General features: G+C 52.9%; 27 protein-coding genes, 3 tRNA genes and 1 pseudogene. 4 read left to right on the top strand and 27 right to left on the bottom strand.

Annotated elements, in window-relative coordinates:
• Positions 1-2: 2 nt before the first annotated feature.
• The 20 genes and pseudogenes from GYRE_RS08340 to cspE (GYRE_RS08250) all read right to left on the bottom strand — a co-directional run bounded on the left by GYRE_RS08340 (position 3) and on the right by cspE (GYRE_RS08250) (position 16,051).
• Positions 3-3,077, bottom strand: coding sequence for a phage tail tape measure protein (locus tag GYRE_RS08340; RefSeq protein WP_038254510.1), 3,075 nt, complete (start codon positions 3,075-3,077; stop codon positions 3-5).
• A pseudogene (locus GYRE_RS08335) lies at positions 3,070-3,399 on the bottom strand (phage tail assembly protein T); the annotation flags it as partial. The pseudogene GYRE_RS08335 and the gene GYRE_RS08340, both read right to left, overlap by 8 nt.
• Positions 3,396-3,818: a phage tail assembly chaperone G gene (gene gpG / locus GYRE_RS08330; protein ID WP_038254508.1), complete on the bottom strand. Its 423-nt coding sequence runs from the start codon at positions 3,816-3,818 to the stop codon at positions 3,396-3,398. The pseudogene GYRE_RS08335 and the gene gpG, both read right to left, overlap by 4 nt.
• A gap of 10 nt (positions 3,819-3,828) precedes the next feature.
• Positions 3,829-4,572, bottom strand: a complete 744-nt coding sequence (locus tag GYRE_RS08325; protein ID WP_038254507.1) for a phage tail protein — start codon at positions 4,570-4,572, stop codon at positions 3,829-3,831.
• Between the two features lie 10 nt (positions 4,573-4,582).
• Positions 4,583-4,984 (bottom strand): phage minor tail U family protein, encoded by a 402-nt coding sequence (locus tag GYRE_RS08320; protein ID WP_038254506.1) that lies wholly within the window; start codon positions 4,982-4,984, stop codon positions 4,583-4,585.
• On the bottom strand, positions 4,981-5,559 hold the full coding sequence (locus tag GYRE_RS08315) for a phage tail protein (protein WP_038254505.1): 579 nt from the start codon (positions 5,557-5,559) through the stop codon (positions 4,981-4,983). The genes GYRE_RS08320 and GYRE_RS08315 overlap by 4 nt, the downstream gene beginning before the upstream one ends.
• A gap of 11 nt (positions 5,560-5,570) precedes the next feature.
• Positions 5,571-5,846, bottom strand: coding sequence for a DNA breaking-rejoining protein (locus GYRE_RS08310; RefSeq protein WP_038254504.1), 276 nt, complete (start codon positions 5,844-5,846; stop codon positions 5,571-5,573).
• Positions 5,839-6,165 (bottom strand): DUF2190 family protein, encoded by a 327-nt coding sequence (locus GYRE_RS08305; protein WP_038254501.1) that lies wholly within the window; start codon positions 6,163-6,165, stop codon positions 5,839-5,841. The genes GYRE_RS08310 and GYRE_RS08305 overlap by 8 nt, the downstream gene beginning before the upstream one ends.
• An 83-nt stretch (positions 6,166-6,248) precedes the next feature.
• Positions 6,249-8,237 (bottom strand): ClpP-like prohead protease/major capsid protein fusion protein, encoded by a 1,989-nt coding sequence (locus GYRE_RS08300; protein WP_245939541.1) that lies wholly within the window; start codon positions 8,235-8,237, stop codon positions 6,249-6,251.
• On the bottom strand, positions 8,203-9,711 hold the full coding sequence (locus GYRE_RS08295; protein ID WP_038254500.1) for a phage portal protein: 1,509 nt from the start codon (positions 9,709-9,711) through the stop codon (positions 8,203-8,205). The genes GYRE_RS08300 and GYRE_RS08295 overlap by 35 nt, the downstream gene beginning before the upstream one ends.
• Positions 9,708-9,923 (bottom strand): hypothetical protein, encoded by a 216-nt coding sequence (locus GYRE_RS08290; protein WP_038254499.1) that lies wholly within the window; start codon positions 9,921-9,923, stop codon positions 9,708-9,710. The genes GYRE_RS08295 and GYRE_RS08290 overlap by 4 nt, the downstream gene beginning before the upstream one ends.
• A complete protein-coding gene (locus tag GYRE_RS08285; protein WP_038254494.1) occupies positions 9,920-12,025 on the bottom strand; it encodes a phage terminase large subunit family protein in 2,106 nt (701 codons plus the stop codon). The genes GYRE_RS08290 and GYRE_RS08285 overlap by 4 nt, the downstream gene beginning before the upstream one ends.
• Entirely contained in the window at positions 12,025-12,513 is a 489-nt protein-coding gene (locus GYRE_RS08280) for a DUF1441 family protein (RefSeq protein WP_038254492.1), read from the bottom strand. Before GYRE_RS08280 ends, GYRE_RS08285 begins: the two co-directional genes overlap by 1 nt.
• Before the next feature lie 310 nt (positions 12,514-12,823).
• A complete protein-coding gene (locus GYRE_RS08275; protein WP_038254489.1) occupies positions 12,824-13,051 on the bottom strand; it encodes a hypothetical protein in 228 nt (75 codons plus the stop codon).
• Positions 13,052-13,129: 78 nt separating this feature from the next.
• Positions 13,130-13,318 (bottom strand): cold shock small protein YmcF, encoded by a 189-nt coding sequence (gene ymcF, locus GYRE_RS24975; RefSeq protein ID WP_072009057.1) that lies wholly within the window; start codon positions 13,316-13,318, stop codon positions 13,130-13,132.
• 10 nt (positions 13,319-13,328) lie between these two features.
• Positions 13,329-13,541: a transcription antiterminator/RNA stability regulator CspE gene (gene cspE / locus GYRE_RS08270; RefSeq protein WP_038254487.1), complete on the bottom strand. Its 213-nt coding sequence runs from the start codon at positions 13,539-13,541 to the stop codon at positions 13,329-13,331.
• Positions 13,542-13,911: 370 nt separating this feature from the next.
• Positions 13,912-14,439 (bottom strand): hypothetical protein, encoded by a 528-nt coding sequence (locus GYRE_RS08265; protein WP_081874641.1) that lies wholly within the window; start codon positions 14,437-14,439, stop codon positions 13,912-13,914.
• A complete protein-coding gene (locus GYRE_RS08260; RefSeq protein ID WP_038254486.1) occupies positions 14,436-14,975 on the bottom strand; it encodes a lysozyme in 540 nt (179 codons plus the stop codon). Before GYRE_RS08260 ends, GYRE_RS08265 begins: the two co-directional genes overlap by 4 nt.
• On the bottom strand, positions 14,947-15,216 hold the full coding sequence (locus GYRE_RS08255) for a phage holin (RefSeq protein WP_038254484.1): 270 nt from the start codon (positions 15,214-15,216) through the stop codon (positions 14,947-14,949). Before GYRE_RS08255 ends, GYRE_RS08260 begins: the two co-directional genes overlap by 29 nt.
• Positions 15,217-15,835: 619 nt before the next feature.
• Positions 15,836-16,051 carry a transcription antiterminator/RNA stability regulator CspE gene (gene cspE, locus GYRE_RS08250; protein ID WP_038254482.1) on the bottom strand — a complete coding sequence of 72 codons (216 nt, stop codon included), beginning with the start codon at positions 16,049-16,051 and terminating at the stop codon, positions 15,836-15,838.
• A gap of 307 nt (positions 16,052-16,358) precedes the next feature.
• Here cspE (GYRE_RS08250) and cspH point away from each other — a divergent pair, with 307 nt between their 5' ends.
• Complete coding sequence (cspH, locus tag GYRE_RS23650) at positions 16,359-16,571, top strand: cold shock-like protein CspH (RefSeq protein WP_072009054.1); 213 nt, start codon at positions 16,359-16,361, stop codon at positions 16,569-16,571.
• 32 nt (positions 16,572-16,603) lie between these two features.
• Positions 16,604-16,774: a YnfU family zinc-binding protein gene (locus GYRE_RS24970; RefSeq protein WP_217283991.1), complete on the top strand. Its 171-nt coding sequence runs from the start codon at positions 16,604-16,606 to the stop codon at positions 16,772-16,774.
• A gap of 263 nt (positions 16,775-17,037) precedes the next feature.
• On the opposite strand, the gene GYRE_RS24965 is transcribed toward GYRE_RS24970, so the two are convergent.
• From GYRE_RS24965 to GYRE_RS08230, 4 genes are all read right to left on the bottom strand, one after another.
• The gene (locus GYRE_RS24965) at positions 17,038-17,226 is read right to left on the bottom strand and encodes a hypothetical protein (protein WP_038254479.1); all 189 of its coding nucleotides are present in this window, start codon (positions 17,224-17,226) and stop codon (positions 17,038-17,040) included.
• A gap of 97 nt (positions 17,227-17,323) precedes the next feature.
• Positions 17,324-17,398 (bottom strand) — tRNA-Gly (locus tag GYRE_RS08240).
• A 3-nt stretch (positions 17,399-17,401) separates the two neighbouring features.
• Positions 17,402-17,477, bottom strand: a tRNA-Thr gene (locus GYRE_RS08235).
• A gap of 76 nt (positions 17,478-17,553) precedes the next feature.
• Positions 17,554-17,630 (bottom strand) — tRNA-Ile (locus tag GYRE_RS08230).
• A gap of 126 nt (positions 17,631-17,756) precedes the next feature.
• On the opposite strand from GYRE_RS08230, the gene GYRE_RS08225 reads away from it, so the two are divergent.
• Complete coding sequence (locus tag GYRE_RS08225; protein WP_051860932.1) at positions 17,757-18,269, top strand: hypothetical protein; 513 nt, start codon at positions 17,757-17,759, stop codon at positions 18,267-18,269.
• 535 nt (positions 18,270-18,804) lie between these two features.
• Complete coding sequence (locus GYRE_RS08220) at positions 18,805-20,139, top strand: KAP family NTPase (protein ID WP_038254476.1); 1,335 nt, start codon at positions 18,805-18,807, stop codon at positions 20,137-20,139.
• A 27-nt stretch (positions 20,140-20,166) separates the two neighbouring features.
• Here the strand turns inward: GYRE_RS08220 and GYRE_RS08215 are convergent, their stop codons facing one another.
• From GYRE_RS08215 to GYRE_RS08205, 3 genes are all read right to left on the bottom strand, one after another.
• Entirely contained in the window at positions 20,167-20,532 is a 366-nt protein-coding gene (locus tag GYRE_RS08215; protein WP_038254473.1) for an antiterminator Q family protein, read from the bottom strand.
• Positions 20,533-20,634: 102 nt separating this feature from the next.
• Positions 20,635-21,027 (bottom strand): single-stranded DNA-binding protein, encoded by a 393-nt coding sequence (locus tag GYRE_RS08210; RefSeq protein ID WP_038254460.1) that lies wholly within the window; start codon positions 21,025-21,027, stop codon positions 20,635-20,637.
• On the bottom strand, positions 21,024-23,153 hold the full coding sequence (locus tag GYRE_RS08205; RefSeq protein WP_038254532.1) for a DUF927 domain-containing protein: 2,130 nt from the start codon (positions 23,151-23,153) through the stop codon (positions 21,024-21,026). Before GYRE_RS08205 ends, GYRE_RS08210 begins: the two co-directional genes overlap by 4 nt.
• Positions 23,154-23,157 lie beyond the last annotated feature (4 nt).

The following is a 23,157-nucleotide window of genomic DNA, read 5'->3' as shown; positions in this document are numbered from 1 at the left end:
GGTTACCTCTGCTTGTTGGCGTTCCAGATAATGCCGCCCGGCCGGACTTCTTTGGCAATACCGTCGCGGATGGAGCTGTCGATCACCTTCTGATAGGCTTTCACCAGGGCATCGCCGCCCCCCTGCTGTTTCGTGTCGCCGGACTGTCCGGTGGTGACCGAAACGGGCGCGTAGACGTTAACCCCCATAGGTGAAGTGAGCGCGCCACCGCCGCCGACCAGACCGCCCGTCGCATAGCCGCGCATCATCCGGTACAGGTTGGCCACGCCGATCCGGCTGGTTGACTCTTTGGTGAATACGAACTCGCCGCGATGCACGATCCCCGCCGGCTCATACTTTCCACCATGCCCGGTAAAGCCGCCGACGTCGTATCCCGTGGGGCGAAAAGACGGCACGCCGAAGGACTGACCTGAAGAGGGCGTTTTAATATCGCCGCTCACCCATCCCATCGCGCTCTGAACGGCATAGGCCACCAGCAGCTGGTTAATCACCTCGACGATCATTTTCAGGATCGAGCTGGTGAAATCTTTGAAGCTGGATTTTCCGGTGGTCATCAGGCTGGTCAGCTGTCCTGCCAGACCGCTGAAGGTTGCCTGCGAAATCTGCTGGACGGAGGTAAACACGTTCGTCGCCGAATCCTGATATTCCGCCCAGCCCTGCTTCGCCCCCGCCAGCCAGTTAGCGCGCAGCGCATCCTCCGCCTCATAGGTTGCCCGCTGCGCGTCCAGCACCTTCTGCTGCGCTTGAGGGTTGGAAGAATAGGTTTCGCGCAGGCGCTGCAGCGTGGCTTCCCGCCCGGCTTCACGACCGGAAACCCCTTCTGACTGAGCCTCCAGCCCCGCCCGCGCGGCGCGCTGCTGCTGTTCAAACTTCACCGCCTGATCCGCCAGACCGTTCAGCTTCTGCTGGAGGGCAATCTTGTCGCCCATATCCGCCAGCTGCCGTTTGTACTCCAGCGTTTCATCTTTATGCGCCAGCAGCGATTTCTCCTGCGCCGACAACTGGCGACGTCCGGCAGCTTCTTCCAGCACCGCATACTGGTTTTCGGTCTGCCAGAGGTCCTTTCGTTGCTGGCTGATAACATCGTTAACGCTGGTGTGCTGCTGCAGGGTTTTCAGCTGCGCCTGTAACGTCATCAGCTCAGACTGCGCCTTCTCTTCAGCCCGGTCCCCGGCGGGGGTGGTATATCCTTTCGCTTTTGCCGTTTTTGGGTCTTTATAGAGTTTTTCTATTCCAGACCTGGCTTTATCTATATCCTCTTTCGTCCATAGCGTTGCTTTGCCCGCCTTTGCTGCTTTTGCATTGTCAGCAATAGCTTTATTCAGCTCTTTTTGCGCTACAGCTCTTTTTTCTGCTGCTGTCGTTCCGGCATCAAGATATTGATTAAGTAGACTCTGAGCCTTAACGCCTTTCTCATTAATTTCATTAGAACGAGCCTGAGCTTCTGCATATCCCTCCTGGGATTTTTTGACAAATTCCAGCTCTTTCTTCTGACTAATTAATTTCTGCAGGCCGCGCTCAAATAAATCGCTTTTACCTGATTTTTCCCTGTCAGCATAAATTTGGGCAATCGTTGCGTTTACCTGATCCAGCTGAGACTGCTCCGTCATGGGCCTGCCAACATTCATGGCTGCATCCCAGAACGCTTTCCAGCGATTTGTTGCGGATCGAATAGCACTTTCTATCAGGCCGAGATTATCCAGAACCTGCTGGCTTCGCAGTTGCTCAGCTTTTCCGTAAGCATCAGCAGCAACCTGACCTGCTGCCTCTTTGTCTCCACGCCGTTCAAGTGCTGAAATGTACTCAAACTGTGATGCGGTAAGATAATGAAGCTGCTTATTCAGTTCTTCAGAGGCTTTAGTAGGGGAGTCGTACAGCTTTTCAAAGTTACCTATCGTCTTTTCGACACTCTGCCCCGTTGCCTGCTCCATCGCGGCGGCTGCACGAGTCACTATTTCTATCTGAGAACTCGTGAACTTACCTGACCCTACAACCTGCGCCAGCGCACCGGCCGCGGCGTGCTGCGCTACCCCGTTGCCGCTGAGAGAACGTGCCAGCGCCTGCAGCTGGCCGCTGGTCCTGCCCGCGTAGTTGCCGGTCAGAATGAGCTGCTTATTAAACTCCCCGGATTCCTTGCTGCCGTCGTACCAGGCCTTGCCCAGCCCTACAACCGCAGCGGCAACCCCACCAATCAGCCCCGCCATCCCCAGCCCGCGCAGCGTCATCAGCTGGTCAATCCACCCGGCCCGGTTAGCAAGCGTTATGCTGGAGCCCCTCAGCGCCCCGAAATTTCCGCGCATCACTTCACCCATCAGCACGCCGATTTCCCGGCGCGCCGCGGCGCTCTGCAGGCCCAGTCCATGGGTGGCAACTTTGGCGGCTTCAAGTTTCCGGATATACACCTCAGCCGCATCGCTGGCGCCAACCTGCGCCGCCCTGATGCGCAGCAGCTCGGTGCCGGAGAGTTTTTGCTCGGTAACCTGTTGCTTCAGCTGCTGAAGAAATCGCGCACGCGCTACGGCCGATTTTTCCTCAACGACCAGCAGCTCCTTCTGCCTGGCCGTCGTCCGGGAAATCAGCGCCAGATAATCCTGCTGCGTGATGTTCCCCTGTGCCCTGGCGGCCCGGAACCGGGCCTGCACGTTCGTCAGGGACTGCGTTTCACCGTTCAGCTGGCGCACGCCGTCTATCTGGCGAAAGAAGGAGGCGGCAAGTTCATCCTGCCGCTTCGCCAACGCGGCTGACTGGCTGCCGTTCTCCTGCAGGCGCTGGCTCAGTTCGGCAACCCGGCGATGCGTCTCATCGACCGACTTCGACACGTTCTGCCAGTCCTTCGTCAAGCCTTCCGCCGCGGCGGACTGGCGGGACTTCATCTCAGTAGCGGCGGCGGCACCCGCATCGCCCACGCTTTTTAGTGCAGCACCCTGGCTTGCGGCGGCACGCTGCATTCGCGTCTGAGCCTTATCAGACTCGTCGGCCATGCCGGTCAGCTGGTTCTTGATGCGGGCAATCTGCTCACTGAACGTGGAGCCATCAACGTCGAGGTTAATGACAAGGTCGCTAATCTGCTGGGCCATACCTGACGCCTCCTGTTATTCCCTCCGCAGCGGTCATCAGCGCGTTATCGTTCGGCTCCTCATCCGCAATGCGTTCCCCGGAGGGCGACAGCAGGCTGAAGTGCGCCGGGGTCAGTTCCGGATCCCGGAAAAAGAGGGAGTTAATTGAATAGAGCAGCCCGGAGAAATGTGCGTCGAGCTGCGCGTCCTGAAATAAATGCGACTGATAAAAAAGATGCCAGTCGCCGAGCTCCGTCGAGGACATACCAGCCAGCATGGCGCGCCAGTCGGACCGACCAAACTCACGCGCCAGCTTCAGGACAAAATCACGCTCGCTGGTCAGGGCTTTTCCGCTGTGACGGGCTCATCGCTGGACGCGGCGGTGGCATCTTCTCCACTTTTCCCGTCATCAGGATCCGCCACCGGCGGGAGCATGCCGGAGAGCAGCTTGATCTGCATTTCCGCCTTGCCGATCGCCTGCGCCGGCCACTCCATCATCACCTGCTGGTGCAGCTCATCAACAGACGGACCGGATTTATCGTTATGCCACAGCGACAGAGCGACAAGCCGCGCACCTGAGCTGATGTTTACCCCCACCAGCCGTGCCGTCATCTCCTGATCGCTCAGGTTTTCACGGTCGTTATCCAGCACCTTTTCCTCGCGCGCCAGAAACTCCAGAAACTCAATGCGCTGGAGCGCCGACAGCTCAAACACGGTTAAGGACTCACCGTTGAAGGTGAAGGGTTCTTTTTTCAGAAACATCAGGGACTCCTCAGGATGCGGTCACGGTGACTTTGCAGGTGGCGATAAAATTGCCGTCGCTGGTCATGACGACGATATCCGCAGAACCCGCCGCCACGCCGGTGACCGTCAGAACGTTACCGCTGGCGGTCACCGTCGCTTTACTGCCGTCAGAGGTGGCAACACGGAACGAAGGGTCGGAGGCGCTGGCAGGGTTAACGGTCACGTTGAGCGTGGTCGTCGCGCTGACCGCCACGCTTGCCGTGGTTTTGTCCAGCGTCACGCCCGTTACGCCGATAGCCGGGCTTCCGCTTTCCTCCGCCAGCTCAGGCTTGCCGGTGTTGGTGATTTTTGCCGTGCGGGTGATCACCTCTTTTGCCGGAATGGCCTTACCCAGGCTGCTGCACCACCCGCGGAACACGTCAACGGTGCCGTTCGGGTATTTGATTTTATAAAACCGGACTGACCCATCATTGAACCAGGCGACCAGGTCTTTCTGGCCCTGCTCCCCCGGCTTCCAGGCGAGCGTCAGGGAGGTATCACCGGCGGACTTTGCCCCCTGCGCGGTGGCGTTCCAGTCGGCGTCTTCATCGTCCAGATAGGTGTCGTCGTAGGATTCCGCCGTCATTTCGCCCGGCGTCAGCTCCTTGATTTTTGCCAGGCGGTTCCAGTCGGTGTCTGAGAGAGGATTGGAGAATCCATCACCGGAGCCGGTATAAAGCCAGAGTGTGGTTCCGGCCCCTTTTACGGGAGCCAGCGGATTTGGTGTTGGCATAGTCAGTTCCTTACATTGAATAAGTGAGGGAGTAGGTCAGGTCAACGGAGCCCCACGTGGCCATCTCATCGTCGCGCTGATAGTCATAGCCCTGCGGGAATATGGCTTCGATAAGCGCATCAAGGCCGTGGATCGCCGTCATTGCCGGATAAATCTTGTCTTCCATCCAGCTATCCAGCGCGCTGTCCGGGTTTGAGACTTTGAGGAAAACTTCGACGTGAAGCACGGCCTGCCACGCATCTTCATCCAGCGTGGCGCCGGTGTATTCGGCATCAGAGAGATACACCGCCACCGCGGGCAGATCGTGCTCCTCCAGAAAGACGGGGCGTCCGTCGAACCAGGTCACTGAGTCCGTAATGTCGGATTTCAGTTTCTCCAGCACGGCGGCGCGAATGGCGCTGTGTTTGTTCATCGCTTCAGGTGGATCCTCAGTTGGTTTTTCAGCGCGGCGGAAAGCTCTTTTGGCATGTCGCTCTGGATCAGGTTTTTCGACAGGGTGGTAAACGCCTCCGTCAGCGGCGCATCAAGCGGCACTTTCACCACATCGATGGGATAGCGGGACCGCCCCACGCGCCGCATCACCTGCCAGCGACCGTTAGCCAGCTGCTGAATAAAGGCGTTGCGAAACGTGTACGGCCCCACTTTCAGGACGCTGCCCTGCCCGTGCTTTGCCCCCTTGCGGCGGGACAGACGGACGCGGGCGGTGCCCAGTTTGATGGCGGGCAGGTTACCGCGGTTAATTTTGATGGAGGCGATCAGCCGGTCATGCCGGGCCTTGCGTAACCGGGAGCGCTGGCGGACCAGCCGGACCGGGAGTCCCTTTTTCCGGTTATCGTCCACCGTCGCCTCCTTCGCCACCTTCCGGCTGCCCTGGGTAATGGTTCGCCCGGCCACCCGGTTCAGCGCTTTAGCCGTTGCGTCAGGAACAATCATCCGGCTCAGGCTGTTAAGATTCTGGATGGCCCTTTCGAGCCCTTTAACGGACATCTTCCCTCCCCCTATTCAAGGTGGATCCGGGGTTTACCGTTGAAACGGTCAAAACGGGTCACGGAAAGCGACTCACCGCCGTAATCAACGCTGTCATTACGACGCGGCTGATACGATCCGGAGAAGACCACCAGCGAGGTACCGGTCCCGCTTAAGGGCCCCATGTCCTCGAGCAGCTCCGCCGGGACCACGTCATATTCCAGGCCGTTGATGGTGGCCGTTTTCCCCATTCTCTTTACGGTGGCCGCATCCATGCGGGCCGCCAGACGGTCAAAGGGATTAGGCATTAATTTTCACTTCAACGACGGTATCGCCGGTTCCGGCGTTCTCCCAGGCAACACCCGCCGGGACCGCATCCGTTTTATCGAGCTGGATATTTCCCGCCTTAATGAATACCGGGGTGCCCGCCGCGATATCATCAGCGGCCAGCTTAGGCAGCAGGAATACGCCTGTCGCGAAACCATCCCCCACGGCGCCTGCCGGAATATCCGTGATGGCCACCGCGACCCTCGCGCCGACGACGACGGGAACGCCGCTTTTTACAGCGTCCTTCCCGGTATTGCTGACGGAAATAGTGTTTCCGTTCTGTACAAAATTTTTAGCCATAACATGCTCCAGTCAGCCCCCTGCGGGGCTGATTTCAGATATAAAAAAAGCCCTGACGGGCGGGAGGAAACAGCGTCGGGCGATTACTGGCCCGAGGATTTGGCCAGTCCGCGGTAATCCAGCGGCGCCACGCCCGCATCGATGCGCACCTTGGTCGCGATGCCGTCGGTGTTGAAACCTTCCTGCTGGTCGATGTACGGCGTATCAATGCCGTTCAGGTAGGCCACCTCGATGGTGTCGGTCCCTTTTGCGGCGGCCAGATACCAGGCTTTAGCATCAGCCTCGTCCAGACGCGGATCCGAGATAACCTCGGCGAAGTTCTGGATCGGGTTATTGATACCGGAGTTGATATCCGCCCCTTTGACGCTGGCAGACTTGATGGTCTGGTTAGCCAGCGTTTCCAGACCAACCGGCACCAGCATGTAGGCCGGACGGATATTCAGCGAACGCTCGCCCTCTTTCTGCAGGCGCATCATCTTGCGGGCATCGTCGATGCTGGCCACCGAAATAGCGCCGCTGCCCAGGTTCTTGTGGTCGGCATGGAACAGCGGCTTGCCGTCGGACAGTTTCGGGTTTTTGGTCAGAATGGCATAAACCAGATCGCCGATGGTCGCTTTGGCCGCGCTGCCCATTTTCATCGGCACGTCGGTCAGCTGGTTCAGGTCGTCGTTGATGATCGCCTGGCGGGTGATGGAGAAGATTTCGCCGTAGGTGGCCAGCGCAATAGTTTCGCCCTTATCGCCGGTGGTCACGTACTTGTACTCTGCGCCCTCACGGACCTGACGCAGCGAAGGGAAGACGCCCATACCGACGCGGTGCGCCGTTTTAAAGTCAGAAAGCTGGCCTTTTTTAGTCCACTGCTCGAAGGTTTCCGCCGCTTCATCCCAGCCCTGCAGCAGCGATTTATTCGCCACGTCCAGCAGGATATTGCCGAAGTCAGAGGTGCTGTGCGTCAGCGCCAGCCCCACCATCTGCATCGGGTTATAGCTGGACACGCCAATACCGCGCTCGGTCAGCGCCATGCGGGCATACTCGCGCAGCGTCATACCGTTGTAGATATTATCGCTTTCCCGCGCCTCAAATCCGGCGCGCGCCATCAGCGCCTGACGAATACCGTCACCGACGAAGTTACCGTTCCCGGCATGAATATGCGCGGGAGTATTTTTGTTGGATGGTGTGCCAGATTTGCCCAGCGCCGCCAGCAGCTTGTCTTTTGCCTGTTCAACGGTGCAATCCAAATCCGCAACGCATGTGGCCTGCAGATCGCTATGCTTACCGCCGAATATGGCAAACAGATCGTTAATCGCGGTAACGCGAGCCTTTTGCTCGGCCATAACCTGCGCACGGATCGCGGTCTCGTCTACCGGGTCAGGCGCATTTACGGGTGCCTGAGCATTTGGCTTTTGTGGGTCACGCTGTGCGGTATTGCGTGGCGGGGTGACCATGTTACGAATGCTGTTTGGCATCTTTTCAAATTCCTCAATACGTTTTGAATGGATACAGGCCATTGCCTGCAGAGCGGGAGTGGTCTGGTCAGCGAAACCCAGCGCAAGGCATTCAGCCCCGTCCATCCAGGTTTCATCCTCCAGCATGGCGGCAATCTCTTCGGTCGTTTTGCCGGTCTTTTGCGCGTAGGCCGGGATCAGGACGCTTTCGACCTTATCGAGCAAATCGGCATAGTCGCGCATATCGTTGGCGTCCCCTCCGGCAAAGCCCCAGGGCTTATGGATCATCATCATCGTGTTTTCCGGCATAATGACCGGATTACCCACCATGGCAATCACCGACGCCATGGAGGCCGCCAGCCCGTCGATATGAACCGTGATAGCGGCGCCGTGGTGTTTCAGGGCATTAAAAATGGCGATGCCGTCGAAGACATCGCCACCCGGCGAGTTAATGTGAAGGTTGATGTGGCTGACGTCGCCGAGCGCCTTCAGGTCGCTGACGAACTGTTTCGCCGTCACGCCCCAGTAGCCAATCTCGTCGTAGATAAAGATATCGGCATCGTTCGCGGCGCCAGCCTGCATGCGAAACCAGCTATTTTTTGCGCTGGCCTTCGGATGGTGGGCCATTTTGGGATTTAACTTCGGCACTGGTGCCTCCTTTGTCGTTGGCGGGGTCGGTGTCAAACACCAGTCCCAGTTCTTTGTTTTCTTCAATCTCCGCGGCCCGACGGCGTTTCACCTCATCAGGATTGCGACCGCTGGCGCGTACCCAGTCGGATTCTGTTGCGGAGCCGCCGCGGATCTGCGTGACCCAGGCATTCACCTCTTTTACCGGATCAATCCACGGCATCACCGGCCCCGAATAAACCGCGCCGTAGAGCGTGTCCTTATCCACGCCGCGCGGCACCTTAATCTCCCCGCTGGCAATCGCCATTTTCAGCCAGGCACGGTACATCGGGCGGGTCACGGCGCCGATAAACCAGTCCTGCAGGATCAGATAGCCGTCGGTCGACTCCACCAGCTCCTGCCGCTGCGCGCTGAAGGTACCGTTATAGTTTCGCGCCGTACTGGAGAAGCTCAGACGACTGCCCGCGGCCACCGCGCGCAGCTGTCCGTTTCGGAAGGTTTCAAGATTGGGATTCGGCCTGTCGGATTTGATCATCCCGATTTCTTCACCTGCCTGCAGTTCGTCATACATCATGCCCGGCTCGATCGTCAGTTCCCGGTCATTCTTGTCATTTGAGCCTCCAGTCTCATCATAAAGCTGGCCGTCCCCCTTTTTGATGTACATTCCGAGCGCCGCTGCAATACGCGCTGCGGTCAGTTCGGAGTCTTCATATTCTTTCAGCGCACTGAGCCGCATCAACACGCCGGACAGCAACGACGTGCCGCGGGTCTGGTGAAGCCGGCGGGTAAACTTAAGGTGCAGCATGCTGTCGGCGTCGATTTCTTTGGTATCGAGCTGTCGGCCGGACACCGGGAGGCTTTTACAGACCAGGTACTTCTTCGGCCTTCCCCAGTTATCAAGGAACACCCCCTGATTCAGATTTTTTGCCGCATCGCTGGTCATTGGCACAAAGTCAGGCTCAAGCGCCTCAAGCCAGAATTGCACGCCCGCCACGGGGACAAGCCCTGCCGCCGCGCCCTGAACCAGCTGAGCAAACACTTCGCCGTCCCGGAGCCACGTTCTGAGCATCAGGCGCTCCAGCATGGGGCGGGTAAACTGCCCGGTGACCTCAGGGCGTACGGACCATTCCCCCCACTTTGTCCGGATCTCGGCGGCCAGCTGCTTCGCCACCTTCCCGTTCGTCATTTTCGGGTGAGGCTCAACGATAATCCCCTGCTTGCCGATGACGCGCTCTTCGAGTTTGTCGAAGATACCGATGACCAGGTCATGGTTGTTATCGAGCCAGCGCGCCTGCTCCCGCAGGGAAACCGCCCCCATCTGGCTGAGCTGGTCGGCACTCCGGTTTTCACGGCGCCCCTTGTGTGTCCGGGTGGTTTTAACCGCTTCATAGGCCTGAATCATGGCCCGGGCACGGAGCCGGGCGGCTTTCCAGCCGGGTGAGAATACGCCGATGGCGTTATCCAGAATTGTCATTTAAACCTCGCCAGGCGGTAACCGGGCCGCCCCTGTTTTTTCTGACTGAGGGTGGAGAGACGACGCTCCCACTCCTGACGCCCTTTGCGGATCTCGGAAAGATTCTCCATCGTCATTTCCTGCCCGTTAAAACGGACAGACTTTCCCTCCAGTACCGCCATTTCCGCCTGGCTGTAATGCTGGATCATGGTTTCAATATCGCTCTGGTTCATACCCAGCCTCCTGAGGTTTTCCATGGGTTAGGTTTGTCATTCGCGGCGCGCCTGCGCTTTGCTTTTTTTGCGACCGGAATATGGGGCAGCACCGGGGCGGGCATCACAGCATCTTCTGTCTGCAGGGTTTCCACCCACGTCTCCCTTTGCGCCCAGTCGGGGGCATCCGGCCACTTAATTTTTTCGTAGCCGTGAAGCATCACCAGCGCATCGGCATACACCAGCAGGTCAAACGCCTCGTTTGCGCCTTTGCCGGGTTTACTCCACTTACCGTCCGGTGCGCGCTCCTCATAGGTCAGCTCCTCATAGAACCAGGCTCCCAGCCACGACGGGAAATGCACGTAGCCGGGACCAGGGGAATCACGCCACAGGGCGTTATTCACACGGTCTTTAAGCGCATTGGTCTGAAGGAAATAAAGTGGAACATCACCGGCGGCCAGCGCACGGCGGCCGGTTCGGTTGGTGTTGTCTGGCATCGTGCGTTTGATGAGCTGTGCGCGGGTGGTGCTGTCCCCTTTGAAGAGATAAATGCGTTTGCCTAAGCCCTCACGACGGCATTTTCGCCAGAACTTATACGCATTATCCGTTACGCCATCTTCACCGCCGGAATCGACGCCCATGGCCATCAGCCGCATCCCTTTCGACGGATCCGAGGCCAGCGCCCACGTTTTATTAAAAACGTCCGTCAGCAGGAGGTCCCAGTCTTCCTGATAGCTTGCCGGATCAATCTGCTGGCTTTCTCCGTTGGAGTCACACCGCAGGGACTGTTTAATGTTGTACCGGTCCACCAGCCAGCGTTCACCCATGCTGCCGTACCCGGTCACCTGGACCACAAAGCGACGGTTGCGGCCCGCCTGGACGTCAACCGTCGCCACCAGAAACTGCACGCCGTCGGGCACGGTGCGCTTCGGTACATTTTCAGCACGCTGCTCGAGCAGCTCGCTTTTGCGCTGCTCCATGCTCGACCGGGGAAGATACGGCCGACCAAAGTCGGTATTCACCACCGTCTTGAGCGCTTCCTCGCTGCCGGTTGCCTGATAGTCCTGCTCAGCTGTCAGATATTTATAGATAAGCTGCGCCCAGGTCTGGTACGCCGCCGCTGGTCCTTCCATCCAGAACGAGGCGATGCGGGAACGACGCCCTTCCCCGCTGACGTTGCCGTGACGGTCAACCGTCTGACCATCCCGGAGCCAGATACACTTCATGTTAAGCGCGCGTTTCTGGTCAGCCGTAATTTTCCCTTTGCAGGCGGGACACTGTAAAAAAGCCGCCTCGCTGGCCTGTACCGGATCGGCGATATCCCGGTAGCCGGTCATGTTGTCCACTTCCGGCTGGAAATGCTCGCCGCAGTGCGGACAGGGCCAGTAAAGTCGACGACGGTCGCCGCGGTTGTACAGTGCCAGAATGCCGGTTGTCGGCGGCGCTTCATGCGGGGTACTGCGCCGCCATTTCGTATCCCGGATATCGCGGCCCGGGGAACTCTCCACCAGCGTCATACCGGAGGACATAAAGGTGGTGGTTCGCTTTGATGCCAGGGAAAACGCATCCCCCTCGCCGTCGATATCCTCGGGGAAACGATCGTAGTCGGTGAGCGCCACACTTTTGTAATCTGACGATGACATGATGTTGACGGACGGCCAGCCAAGCTTCAGATAGTTACCGGCGCGGAAGGTGCGGTCATGGACGTTGTTATCGTTCCGCCGCGGGCTGAGCCGCGTTTTCACCTCAGGGCTGCTGCGGAAAGTACGATCCAGACGCTTTTTCGAATGCTCGCGCGCCTTTTCCTCTGAGACCTGAATCACCAGCATATCTGCCGGATCGCAGACGATGTTATAGACAATCCAGCCGTCGATAAGACCGATGGTTTTACCCGTTCGCGCCGGACCAACAAACACCACGGCATCATACTGGCGCGATGCCAGGCAATTCATCGGCTCGATAACATAGGGAGCCAGATCCGGATCCCACGGCACTGAGTTGCCCGCACCCATCGGGACACGCATATAAGCGCTGACCGCATCGGCCACGTCCATTCGACGCGGCGCGCGAAGGATACCGGAAACATCCCGGCGAATACCGCATGCCGATGCACGCTTTGCCATCACTCCTCCTCGGTATCGGCCTCCTCTTGTTCGGCGTCCTGGACTTTCTGCGCCATCTGGTCACGTAAATCGTCAATGACGGTCTGGACGCGCGACACCGCCGCCGGTGGCAGCGCGCAGTCGCGTTCAAGAATGTCAGGAAGGGTTTCAAGCACCATGACGACGGCTTTCGCCATCAGTGAAAATTCTCTTGCGACCTCATCTGCAGGTATAAGCTGGCCGGTGTCCTGTTCGAACTTAAGCCGCTCATTCTCCGCCTTCCAGTGCGCCAGCCTGTCGGACGGCGGCATATCTTCAAGGTTGGCGGAAACCGTGGGTATCATCAGCTCGGTCAGGATATCGGTGATGAGGTAGAGTTTGAGTTTGCTGTTACTGCCCGCTGCGGGTTCGATATTTTTAAGCCTGGCGGCTACCGTCTGTCGGTGTACGTCGGTGATAGCCGCCAGCTGGTTGATATTCAGTTTGAGAGAGGCGATTTCCTGGTCCATGATGGTGAACACTTTTTAAACGATTCGACATCTTTGAAAAATGGCCCTCATAAAAAACAAAGACCTACCCACATGATGATGATGACCATGGATCCGAAAAACTAGCCGTTCCCCGCGAGCCCGCCGCCCCGTGGCAGGGTCCCCCTCAGGGAGTACCTTTTGATAATGGTTATCAATCTTAGATCTCCATTTATCACTATCAGATGACTCCAGACCGCGTAAGAAAGCTTCTCCTGAGAAAACATGTACAAATAGTAAAAAAAAACCCCGCATAGCGGGGCTCAGGTCTTAGCAAATCAAAGCTACTGACTCAATAGTGTTTCTTTGCTGCTTCTTCTATATTTTCTGCCGAGAGCTCTCGGTCAGTCGCTACATATATAATTCGATGATCACCTGTCAGCGACGGGAATCCTGCAGACATGATTTGGAGACTCGTAGTCTCACCGCCAGGATATGTCCTGGAAATTGTGGTTGCATCCATCGCAACGGAAACCACTACGCTAGGTTCTGCGTTAAAAAAAACAATAACCTTTTTCATTTGTGTTCCTGGTCTGCAAGTTGCTGATGTCCGGAAGCACCATAATGAATATCAACAATAATTATCTATAAAAACATGCTACTTGCGAAAATCGACAGGAAGTTGTCCTGATTTAATGTACAAAGCAGCATTATCAAATGAGATCATTGAGGATTTACAAAAAATGCACTTGGCTCCGAATGGATTGCTATCAGAAATATCAAAGTGCGAGGTTCTGTACTGCGAACCATGACAGCAAGGGCAACGGAAATGAATATGTGATGTAATAATAATGTCCTTAGAGTACAACAACGCTTACAGCTGAAGGTCCTTTAGGGCCTTCCTGAACGATAAACTCAACTTGTTGCGTTTCATAAAGAGTTCGAAACTCATCGTTTTGGATCGCACTAAAATGCACAAAAACGTCCTTTCCGCCATCTGCGGGAGTGATAAACCCAAACCCTTTAGCATGGTTAAACCATTTAACCTGCCCTGTATTTTTTACAGTCATTAGAATACCTTTTAAACTAGCCGTATAGGCAAAATGGTCTGAAACAAAAACTTATCAGATTAAAGAGAATACCCAAGAGGAGATCAAAAGATACAAGAGATGAGAATTGCTTAGGATAAATTCAGTGCCAAACCGACAACTCATTAACGCATGATTAACCATACTAAGCAAGCATTAACTACACCTCAGTCGAGTTTATTTTTAGGTTACATTTTGACATTGAAAACTTTAAAAATAGTAGTGAGCAATTTTTGTTTTCCATGCAATGCTGCACATGACCTTTAATCGCTTTAACCCCTGAGAAATACTGGGTATTTTGTCTCAAGGATGAGTCATCTTAGTGCCTAAAAATAGTTTACAGACAGACTATTTATTTCTTTCTCTGTTCAATCTTGCGGATTCCCGCCAATTGATTATTCCCTTTCTCTAACTCCCCCAGCAACGGCTTTATCCAGAGAACAGCCTGGCAGTACGTCAGCCCTGTGGCGGGAATGGAACGATCATCGGTTTCGTCAGGTCTGTTGGTATCGGGGTGCATTGCGCTGGCACGTAAACGGTACGCGTAGTTGAGCAGCCCACCAGCGACATCAGCAGGAACAAGCAAATCACATGTTTTTTCACGACGAAGAATCTCCCGGTATTCAATCACAGTCCTGTCAGTACCAGCATCAATGAGCGAATTAAGCTGTCTGGTGTGCTCGGATACCTGATTAAACAGGTTAAAGTTGAATGCCTGAGTGGCGATAACCTCTCCTTGTAGAGCGTTATCACTTCGCAGGATTTGATTATCGCTTTCAGAAATAGCAAGGTCGGCGCGGCTGAGAGCCAGCAGTACGCACAATATGGCGATAACACCGAATATCACGACGATTAAAATAGTTTTTGTTGTGCCGGTCACTGGTCTATCCCCCAGCACGTCAGTGCGCTTTCCTGAGCACGCCGTGACACTTGCCCGTAACAGTTATTGGAACGAATGCGGCAATCTTTCCCACCGTCTTTTATCCACCAGCGAATTGCCTCGCACGCTCCCTTCGTGTCACCGGCATTCATGCGCTGGTAGAACGTCGAGGGAAAGCATTTACCCGGGCCGATGTTATAGGGGCAAAATGACGCAATTCCCGCTTTCTGTGGTTCAGTCAGTGGTACTTTGATATTGCGGTCCACCCACACCAGCGCTTTGTCGCGCTCAATGGCATTCACTTGGTCGCATTTGACCTGCGTCAGCTTCATGCCCTGAATCACCGGTTTTCCGTCCACCAGTGTGGCACCTCGGCAAATGGTCCAGATCCCAGCTCCATCTCGATAAGCCGTAAGGCTGTTACCTTCTTTCTCATCCAGAAACTGATCGAGAATAATCGGAGCGGATGCACCCGCAAGAATCAGGCCAATCACTGCTGCGCTGAGCTTACTTCTCTGTCCCGTAGACATTGCCATTCAGCCTGTCCTCCCTCTCCTTGCGACGGTAATACCAGTTCACGGCGCAGGTAATGACGGTGCAGGCAATACCGACAATAATCGCCCAGTCACTCAGGCTGAGCCCCGCTATTTTGTCGGCCAACATCCACGATACCTCTTTTGTTGTGTCGGCATATGCCTTGGCTGAAACTCCGCACCCCGTCAAGGCTGTGCCCGTTCCATATGACAGTCTGCTGTAAATAGTGCTCATTCTGGTCATAGCCTCACCTCCGAAAGCTCGGATGGCGTTGTTAAGGTCATAAAAAAAGACCCTTATAGGGTCTTTTTACGAAGAATTTTATTTATGGTAGAAATTAACGAAGTTCGTTTTAACTCATCTCTGACAACTCTATCGAGCTTAATGATAATTCCTTCTTCCGGTTTCTCATCAAGTCCGATATCAGTACAGAGATTAATCCCTTTTCTATGCTTAGACTTTTCCATAGACAGATTTAGCCAACGAAAATCTTTCCTGTTGGACTGAGACATAAAGGGTTGCGAAAATACCCTCCCCAGAAACGACAAAACCCGCCAATAGCAGGTTTTATATAACTGGATGTTAGGTACTTTCTAAGGCCGCCTGACCTCTTACGCACTTTATTTTTCCGGGCAGGATTAGCCTCTGCTCTGAACTACTTTGTGCAGCAATCATGCACCTTACCACAACAGCCAACATACTTTTCCCCCGGGGGGATGTGAGAAAACATGCTGACCTGCTGTGTTGAACATCATCCCAGTAAAGTAACCCAGTACTGGCAATCCGTATCACTCACTTCTGTCAATCTGACTACTCAGGAAAACCGTCATCGTTATCGCAAATGGACAGAGGTCAGTATAATTTACTCAGCTACAACAACGTTTCCCGCTGCCGGGCCTTTAGGACCGCTCTCAATAGAGAACTGGACTTTCTGGCCTTCAAACAGGGTCCGGAAGTTATCGCTCTGAATAGCAGAAAAGTGCACAAATACATCTTTGCTGCCATCTGTTGGGGAGATAAAACCAAAGCCTTTATCAGCGTTAAACCATTTTACTAAACCAGTCATTTTATTAGACATATCATAATTCCTTAATTTGAGCCGCAATGGCAATATGGTCTGCGTTACAGAAAATACTTAGTACTTAATGGAGAGGCTCAAAAGGAGGAATATTCGAAATAACGCCTGGTGATGAGGACTGCTTTAGTAAACTACTTTGTATGTGGTCTGCTTTTCAAACCGAGGAAGCTATTAACGCATGGCTAAAATAATTAAGCAACAATTATTTTAGCCGTCTGGCAGCCTCTGCCGCTAAAAATTAATAAATCTGGCTTTATTGTCATTCATACGTATAGTATGACCCCGTTATCACCATGAAGGAAATTGTTTGTCCCGTAAAATGACAGGTATTGTCAAATCGTTTGACAGGAAAAGCGGAAAAGGTTTTATCACCCCATCCGATGGCAGAAAGGACGTCCTGGTCCACGTTTCAGCCGTTAGTCCCAATGAATCAAAAACACTAATCCCCGGTATCCGAGTAGAGTTTTGTCGCATCAATGGTCTCAGAGGTCCTACCGCGGCTAACGTCTACCTCTCTTAGTTTCAGCACGCTAACATCATCAGGAGTCCGTAATGTCAGTTCGTAAAGCCGTTAAAACTCGCCAGAATTACTTGGTTAAATGCACCTGCCCTAAGTGTTCAAATCTGTCCGAGCATAGTTTTTCACGCGTACAAAAAGGGTTAAACCTTATCTGCCCTTCCTGCAGTACCCTTTTTCAGTCCAACAGTAAGCCAAACACTTAAAATTAATAATCATCCCCGCTTTCGGGGATAGGTTCAGATTCCAGAACAGACAATTAACAAAACACCGCCTCAGATAAATATAACATCGCTTTCAAGGCCATGTTCTCACTGCGGTCAGGTTATTCACCCGAAAACGACCTGCCACATAGGCAGGACTCATCGTAGCTCCATCATATCCATGGGTAATACGTGCCTGCAATGACGAAACCAAGGGAAAGGAAACCAAGGCATTACAGCAGAATGTCAATACTATGGATTAGTTATTACAGTGGCTCTTGTAGGGGCCCGCTTATCACCTCAACCTCACCATTGTTGCAGAGATCATCACCTCGCGTGACGTACCAGGCACCGATGATAGTTTTACCGGAATCCAAATCATGGATAACCTCCGGGACGTAGTAAGCGATCTCCCTTCCACCGTTGTACTGAATCCAGTAATACCCTTCTCTCATAGATACCTCTCATTCATCATTTGAATGAGTATAAGCATGTGAGATTTAAATGGGTTTAGAAAAACTTAATTCAGTGTTAAGTGGTGTTGTGGGCATCTGGAGCGGTCAGCGGGAATCGAACCCGCATCATCAGCTTGGAAGGCTGAGGTAATAGCCATTATACGATGACCGCTTTTGGTGCCGACTACCGGAATCGAACTGGTGACCTACTGATTACAAGTCAGTTGCTCTACCTACTGAGCTAAGTCGGCTTTGGTCCGCCACCGGGGCCTCGAACCTCGTACTACAACATCATGTTGCCGCTCTTCCCGATGAGCTAGTGGCGGTTGGTGGCCCTTGCTGGACTTGAACCAGCGACCGGGCGATTATGAGTCGCACGCTCTAACCAACTGAGCTAAAGGGCCAGGCGCGCAATAATACATAAGTGAAACTATCCATGCAAACCAGAGGGTTTCTGTAGCTCCCCCACTCCCGCATCTGATATCGTTAAATCGCCAAAAATAACCGACTCAGAATAAGAGAATATCTTTATGTTTGCTGAAACAACAGCTGCATTATCTGCGGCAAAACAGGCTTACGATCTGCTAAAAATCATCCAGGATGGTCGCGATGCTGCTTTGGTCAGTGATGCGGTGAGTGATTTACGCCAAAAAATCACTGATCTTCAAATGCTGAATGTAGAGCTCGCGAGCCTTTATCATGCAGAGAAAGAACTGGTAATGCAGCTCTCTGAAGAAAAATCCAAAAAGGAAGATTTTTTTCAAAACGCTAATCACTACTCGATTCACAAAACCGAAGCGGGATCTACCGTGTATCGCTTTAAAGATGCGCTCAATGGAAGTAATGAGCCTCACTATATTTGCGCACACTGCTACCAGAACGAAAAAATATCGATACTCCAGCCATCTACAAAAATCGCCAAGATTTTTAACCATTCCTATATAAACGCGTATTGTCCGTCCTGTTCTGCGGAGTTTGTTATGCATAAGATACCCAGCCACGAGGTGATGCGAACAACCGTTTACGACTTTAAATTGAGTTAACCCTGAGATCATTAGATGCCATCAATACTGAGACCGTGCCCAGACTGCGGAAAGCTGACTTGCCCGGATACGACGGACTGCTGTTACTGTGGTTCCCGAACACCATTCGAAAGATCTCGTAGAAAAGACAAAATGCGTAACATGGTTGCTGTGATTGCTATTGCGGCCTGCCTCGCTGTCGTTGGCCTCTGGTGCTCAGGAGTTCGCGGGCTGTAACCGGACCTTCTGAAAAGACGAAACCCCACCATTTCTGGTAGGGCCTCGGCCTTTGTATCGTTCGAAACCCATAACTGATAGTTAACGCTTTTTCCACTGAAAACGAACGAACAAAGACGCTCTGAGTATGCTCATTGATTACATAGCAGTCAGTATGCGAAAAACCCACCATTTCTGGCAGGGTTTCGATGATTAAGCTGTGTGTCGAAGTGACCACTCTTAACAGATTACAACGGTTTTTGCGGACCGCGTTAATGTTTTTTCCTGTTTAATACAGTATCGTCATACTCTTCCAAGATAGCGTTAAGGGAATAATTTTATGCAAGAAACCCTATCATTTTCAGATCGCGATGAGTTTCAAAGAAAATCTATTGCTGAAAATATTGTAAAACTACTCAAACCAGAAACCGATATTTCACCACTTGTGATAGATGGTGACTGGGGAACAGGTAAGACCGAATTCAGTATCAAGCTAAAAAATCTTATTAATGAGCAAGAACCTGAATCGAAAGTTATCTATATAGACGCTTTTAAAGGAGATCATGCAGAATCACCTTTACTTCTGATAACATCCGCAATCGCCCGAACTTTGCCAGAGAGGGAAAAACAAACATTCATTAAGAAAGCACTTCCTGCAATTAGATTTGGTATGAAAACAGCCTTAAAAGCCGGGGCAGGCTGGGTCTTGCGCCAAGAAACTGACAATATGGCAGATGAATTCCAAGATGCGATAAAAAAAGCGAGCAACGCGGCAATTGACGGGACTATTGAAAACATTTTAGAAGACCATATTGAAGCAGAGAAAAACATAAACTCACTTAAGGCTTGCATCGAAGATATTTCATCAAAGCACAAAACAGTAATTATCATTGATGAACTTGATAGATGCAAACCTAATTTTTCAACATCCATACTTGAAGTAATAAAACATATTTTCGACACACAGAATGTATACTTCATCTTGGTTACCAACACAAAACAACTAAGAGCATCTATTAATCATATCTATGGTTACAGCCTTGACTCCCAAAAGTATCTTGATAAATTCATAAAGTACACAATTTCACTACCCGATACATATAAAAATGGTCGTTCTGAAAACTGTAAGACTTCCGTAACTTACTGGTTACAACTAGCTAAAGATAGCCCATCCTTATCATTAATAGAAAAACATATCGGCGAAGGTGTACGACAATTAATTAGCCAAACAAATCTCTCGCTGAGAGAAACTCACACATATGCAAGAAATTTGAATATATTCCTAAGTCTTGAAGAGAAGAGATTTACCGAAAACACCTATTATATTTACAGACTCATTTACATAACAGCAGTATTCATTCATTGCTTTGGCGAAAGGGATCTGCTGAGTGGTAAATTAACAACTGACTCAATCGACAAATTAGCCACCATTTTAGGGGTAGATACTATACCCTACTCATTTGAAAGAACGTCCGACATTTCACGAATCACAATAATCTTCTACGGAATAATAAGAGATAGCCTACACATTAACAAACGATTCAGTCCTCAAACAGAAAGTGATCAAAAACAATTTGATGACATTTACAAAAGATTCGAGGATGCTGATTTTTGGAACTGTACCGTTAAAGATAGAGTTAATGATTTTATACAAGAAATGTCTTTCATAAAATAACAAAACGCCCCAATCAGGGGCGTTTCTCTATGCATCCATATCCAATTTAATATTTAACATTGATAAACATCCATCTACAAAGCCCTCAGCCATTTGTATCTCAATGCGTATTAGCTTCTCATCCTTCTTATGGACTTTTGCCAGCTTCCGCTTGGAGATGCCGTAAAGATAATGCGCGACTAGTAGCGTATGCTCATACGGTTTTCTTTTCTTCAACTGAGCCAAACAACTCTCGATAATCAACGCATCATCATCAGTGCATGAAAGGCGAGTTTTGCTAGTTTGAGGAAGAAGCCCCTTGAACCCGGCCGCAATAGGGGAGTAATCCACCCCAGAGCTATCACTTGCTGCCCAGCCTCCCCAGCGTTCTAAAACCACCTGAATATCACGCATTGTTCTGTACTCCTGATTTATTTTGGCTGAGGACCTTTTCTTTAATGTCGTCGTTCATTTTGCACACCCGGTCTTCGGGCGGGTATCCCCGCCCTCTGGTTATCAAAAAGGCACATCATCCGAATAATCGTCATTTGGGGTCGGCTGAGCACCAATACCTTTCTTCCGCCCTCCCGGTCGAACGGTTTTCGCACTAATCACAGAATCAGCCACCATCTGATAACCCGTCTGCAGGATGCCATTATTGCCTTTCCACTGGCTGGCCTGCATATTGCCCGATACGCTAATCAGGTCACCCTTCTGGTGCTTCAGCAGATAATCTGCCTGCTTGCCAAACGCCGTTACCGCCAGCCAGAATGTCAGTTCGCCGTTCTCCACATCCCGGCAGGGAAGCACCACCGCCAGTCGAGTAAATGCCATGCTGTTGCCGTTGCTAATAGTTTTACTCTGCACGTCGACCACCAGCCAGCCATGTGCCGCAATATGTGCTGTCATTCTGTTATCTCCCCGCCTTCATCAAGCTGAACCAGTAAATACGAACGCATGCGGATGTTGCCCAGGTGCCTGAGGCGCGGCGTTAGCGTCTGATACCCCTTATCACTCGGCGACTTCTTCAGTATTCCGGCCTCACACAGCGTGCGGGCAAACTGGCCGCTGTCGAATCCCTTCGCCACCTCCGACTTGAACACGCCCGGAAGCACATAAAACAACAGCGGATCGTCCACATGGTTACCCTTATTCCTGTACCCCGCCAGCTCGTTGATGGGCAGACTTTGCTCGTCATAGGGTAAGGGAGCGAACCGTCGCATACCGAAAGTGCTCAGGAACTGCACCGCCTGTTCAATAATCTGCTCGATTTCCTTGTTGCCGGTACCGAACACGCCAATCCAGGCGTTATAGCTGTGCTGCAGGGCATCACGACAGGTCTGCTCATCCCAGCCAGTAATCACCCGCCCCAGCAGCAGAGCCGCCTCAAGGATCGCAAACCGTGAGCCCACACGGTGAACCTGCTCGCCATAGTCTGCCGGGATAAGACTGCGCCAGCGCTCCTCGGCTGAGCGCACAGCTGCCACCGCTTCATCACGATGTTCTGCCAACCACCGCACCCACTCACGACCAGCAACACCGTGGTGATTTTGATACGCATCCTTGATGGCATCGGCGTGCTGCTTACCATTTTTATAGCCATGGAAGCGTACCGCCCGACTCATTGGAATATTCAGCAGACGAACCAGCTGTCCGGCTTTGGCCTTGCGACCTGCTCCGGACACAAACGTTTCCATGTCAACTTCTCCAGTGCTGATGGCAACGGTTCGCCAGCGCTTCAGCTCACGGTTGCCCCCCTCTTTGGCCCCCTGCAGTTTCCCGGTACCGTTGAACAATGCGTAGGCTGATTTCCACACCTCTACGGGGTCAGCACCCTGCCCGATTTCATCCAGCGGCATCAGCGCGTCATTGTGCGCCGCCGCCTCATTCGCCAGCCCCAGCGCCGTTCCGTACCACGTTAGCCGGAGCATATCCGGATTGCCGTACAGGCTGGAGGCCACGTTTGCTGTGGTGGTTTTACCCGCACTGGACTGTTCATAAAAATGAATACCAAAACCGTCGGCACCGGTGAGTCCAATAAGAGGCGCAGCCAGCGCTGCCGCCATGGCGGTCATCATGGAGTAATTTCCGCAGGCAAGACGCGCCACGCTGTTGCGCCAGCTGTCGGTACTCCCCTTCATGGTGTAACCCGCAGCGGCAGAACTGCGCCCGTTGAAGAGTACCGGGTGTTCAGGTTTTCCGATAATTTCACCATCCGGCATAATGTAGGCACCGCACTGCCAACCGGTGGCGTGGGCGATGCGCCAGAGTTGCCCTCTGCCACTTCTTTGCATCCAGTCTGCCAGGGTAGCTCGCAGGTTGCTTTTGGTGGTGACGTTGACACCGCCGCCCTTCAGAGTGCGCCATCCCTCCCGCTCGCCGATATCCGCCTGCGGTATGGCACGGATGACCGGCAAATCTTCACCTTCAGGTTGCCAGCGAGCGATCAGATAGCGGTCTTTTCCGTCAGTGCCAATGCTCAGGACGTCGAGCGGGGAGCATAACCAGCTCTCATTGATGGTCACCCCGCCGCTTTCCTTGTCCACCTTTGGTGTTATCCAGTAGATACCGTCATCGCGGTTTTCAATCCGGGGTTTCAGGTCATCATCAGTCAAGGTCTGTTGTTTTTTTCCTCTGACCGGCAGCGAGACCACTACACTGCTTCCCTTCTCGGCTTCAGCCTTTAGTGAAGGCAGTCGTGCCGTCCAGTCCTCGAGCACTTCCTGGCTTTCAGAATAAAAACGAGCCTCCTGCACACCGGCGAGAGCAAGCTTCGTGGCGATAAGGCTTATGTGCTTTTCGGATATTGGCCCAGCCCGGTAGACCCTGACATAGCGCCGATCAGAGTCGACTATGTTCAGATTGTGCAGTTCATCAAGCTGTTTTTTACCGAGATAAACCGGCGGTATCGTGTCGCCGATGGTGTTGCTCCGCTGCCAGTCCTCGGCGAATGTCCAGGCTTTTTCTCCGGCAAAGATAATTGCCTCTGTAAACGGATCTGACGGCAGTTTGTTCAGGTTCGGTGCGTTCTTCATCATC

This window comes from Yokenella regensburgei ATCC 49455, assembly GCF_000735455.1.
Classification (GTDB): Bacteria; Pseudomonadota; Gammaproteobacteria; order Enterobacterales; family Enterobacteriaceae; genus Yokenella; species Yokenella regensburgei.
Note: the sequence above shows the minus strand (reverse complement) of the source record. Positions and strands in the feature narration are given on the sequence as shown.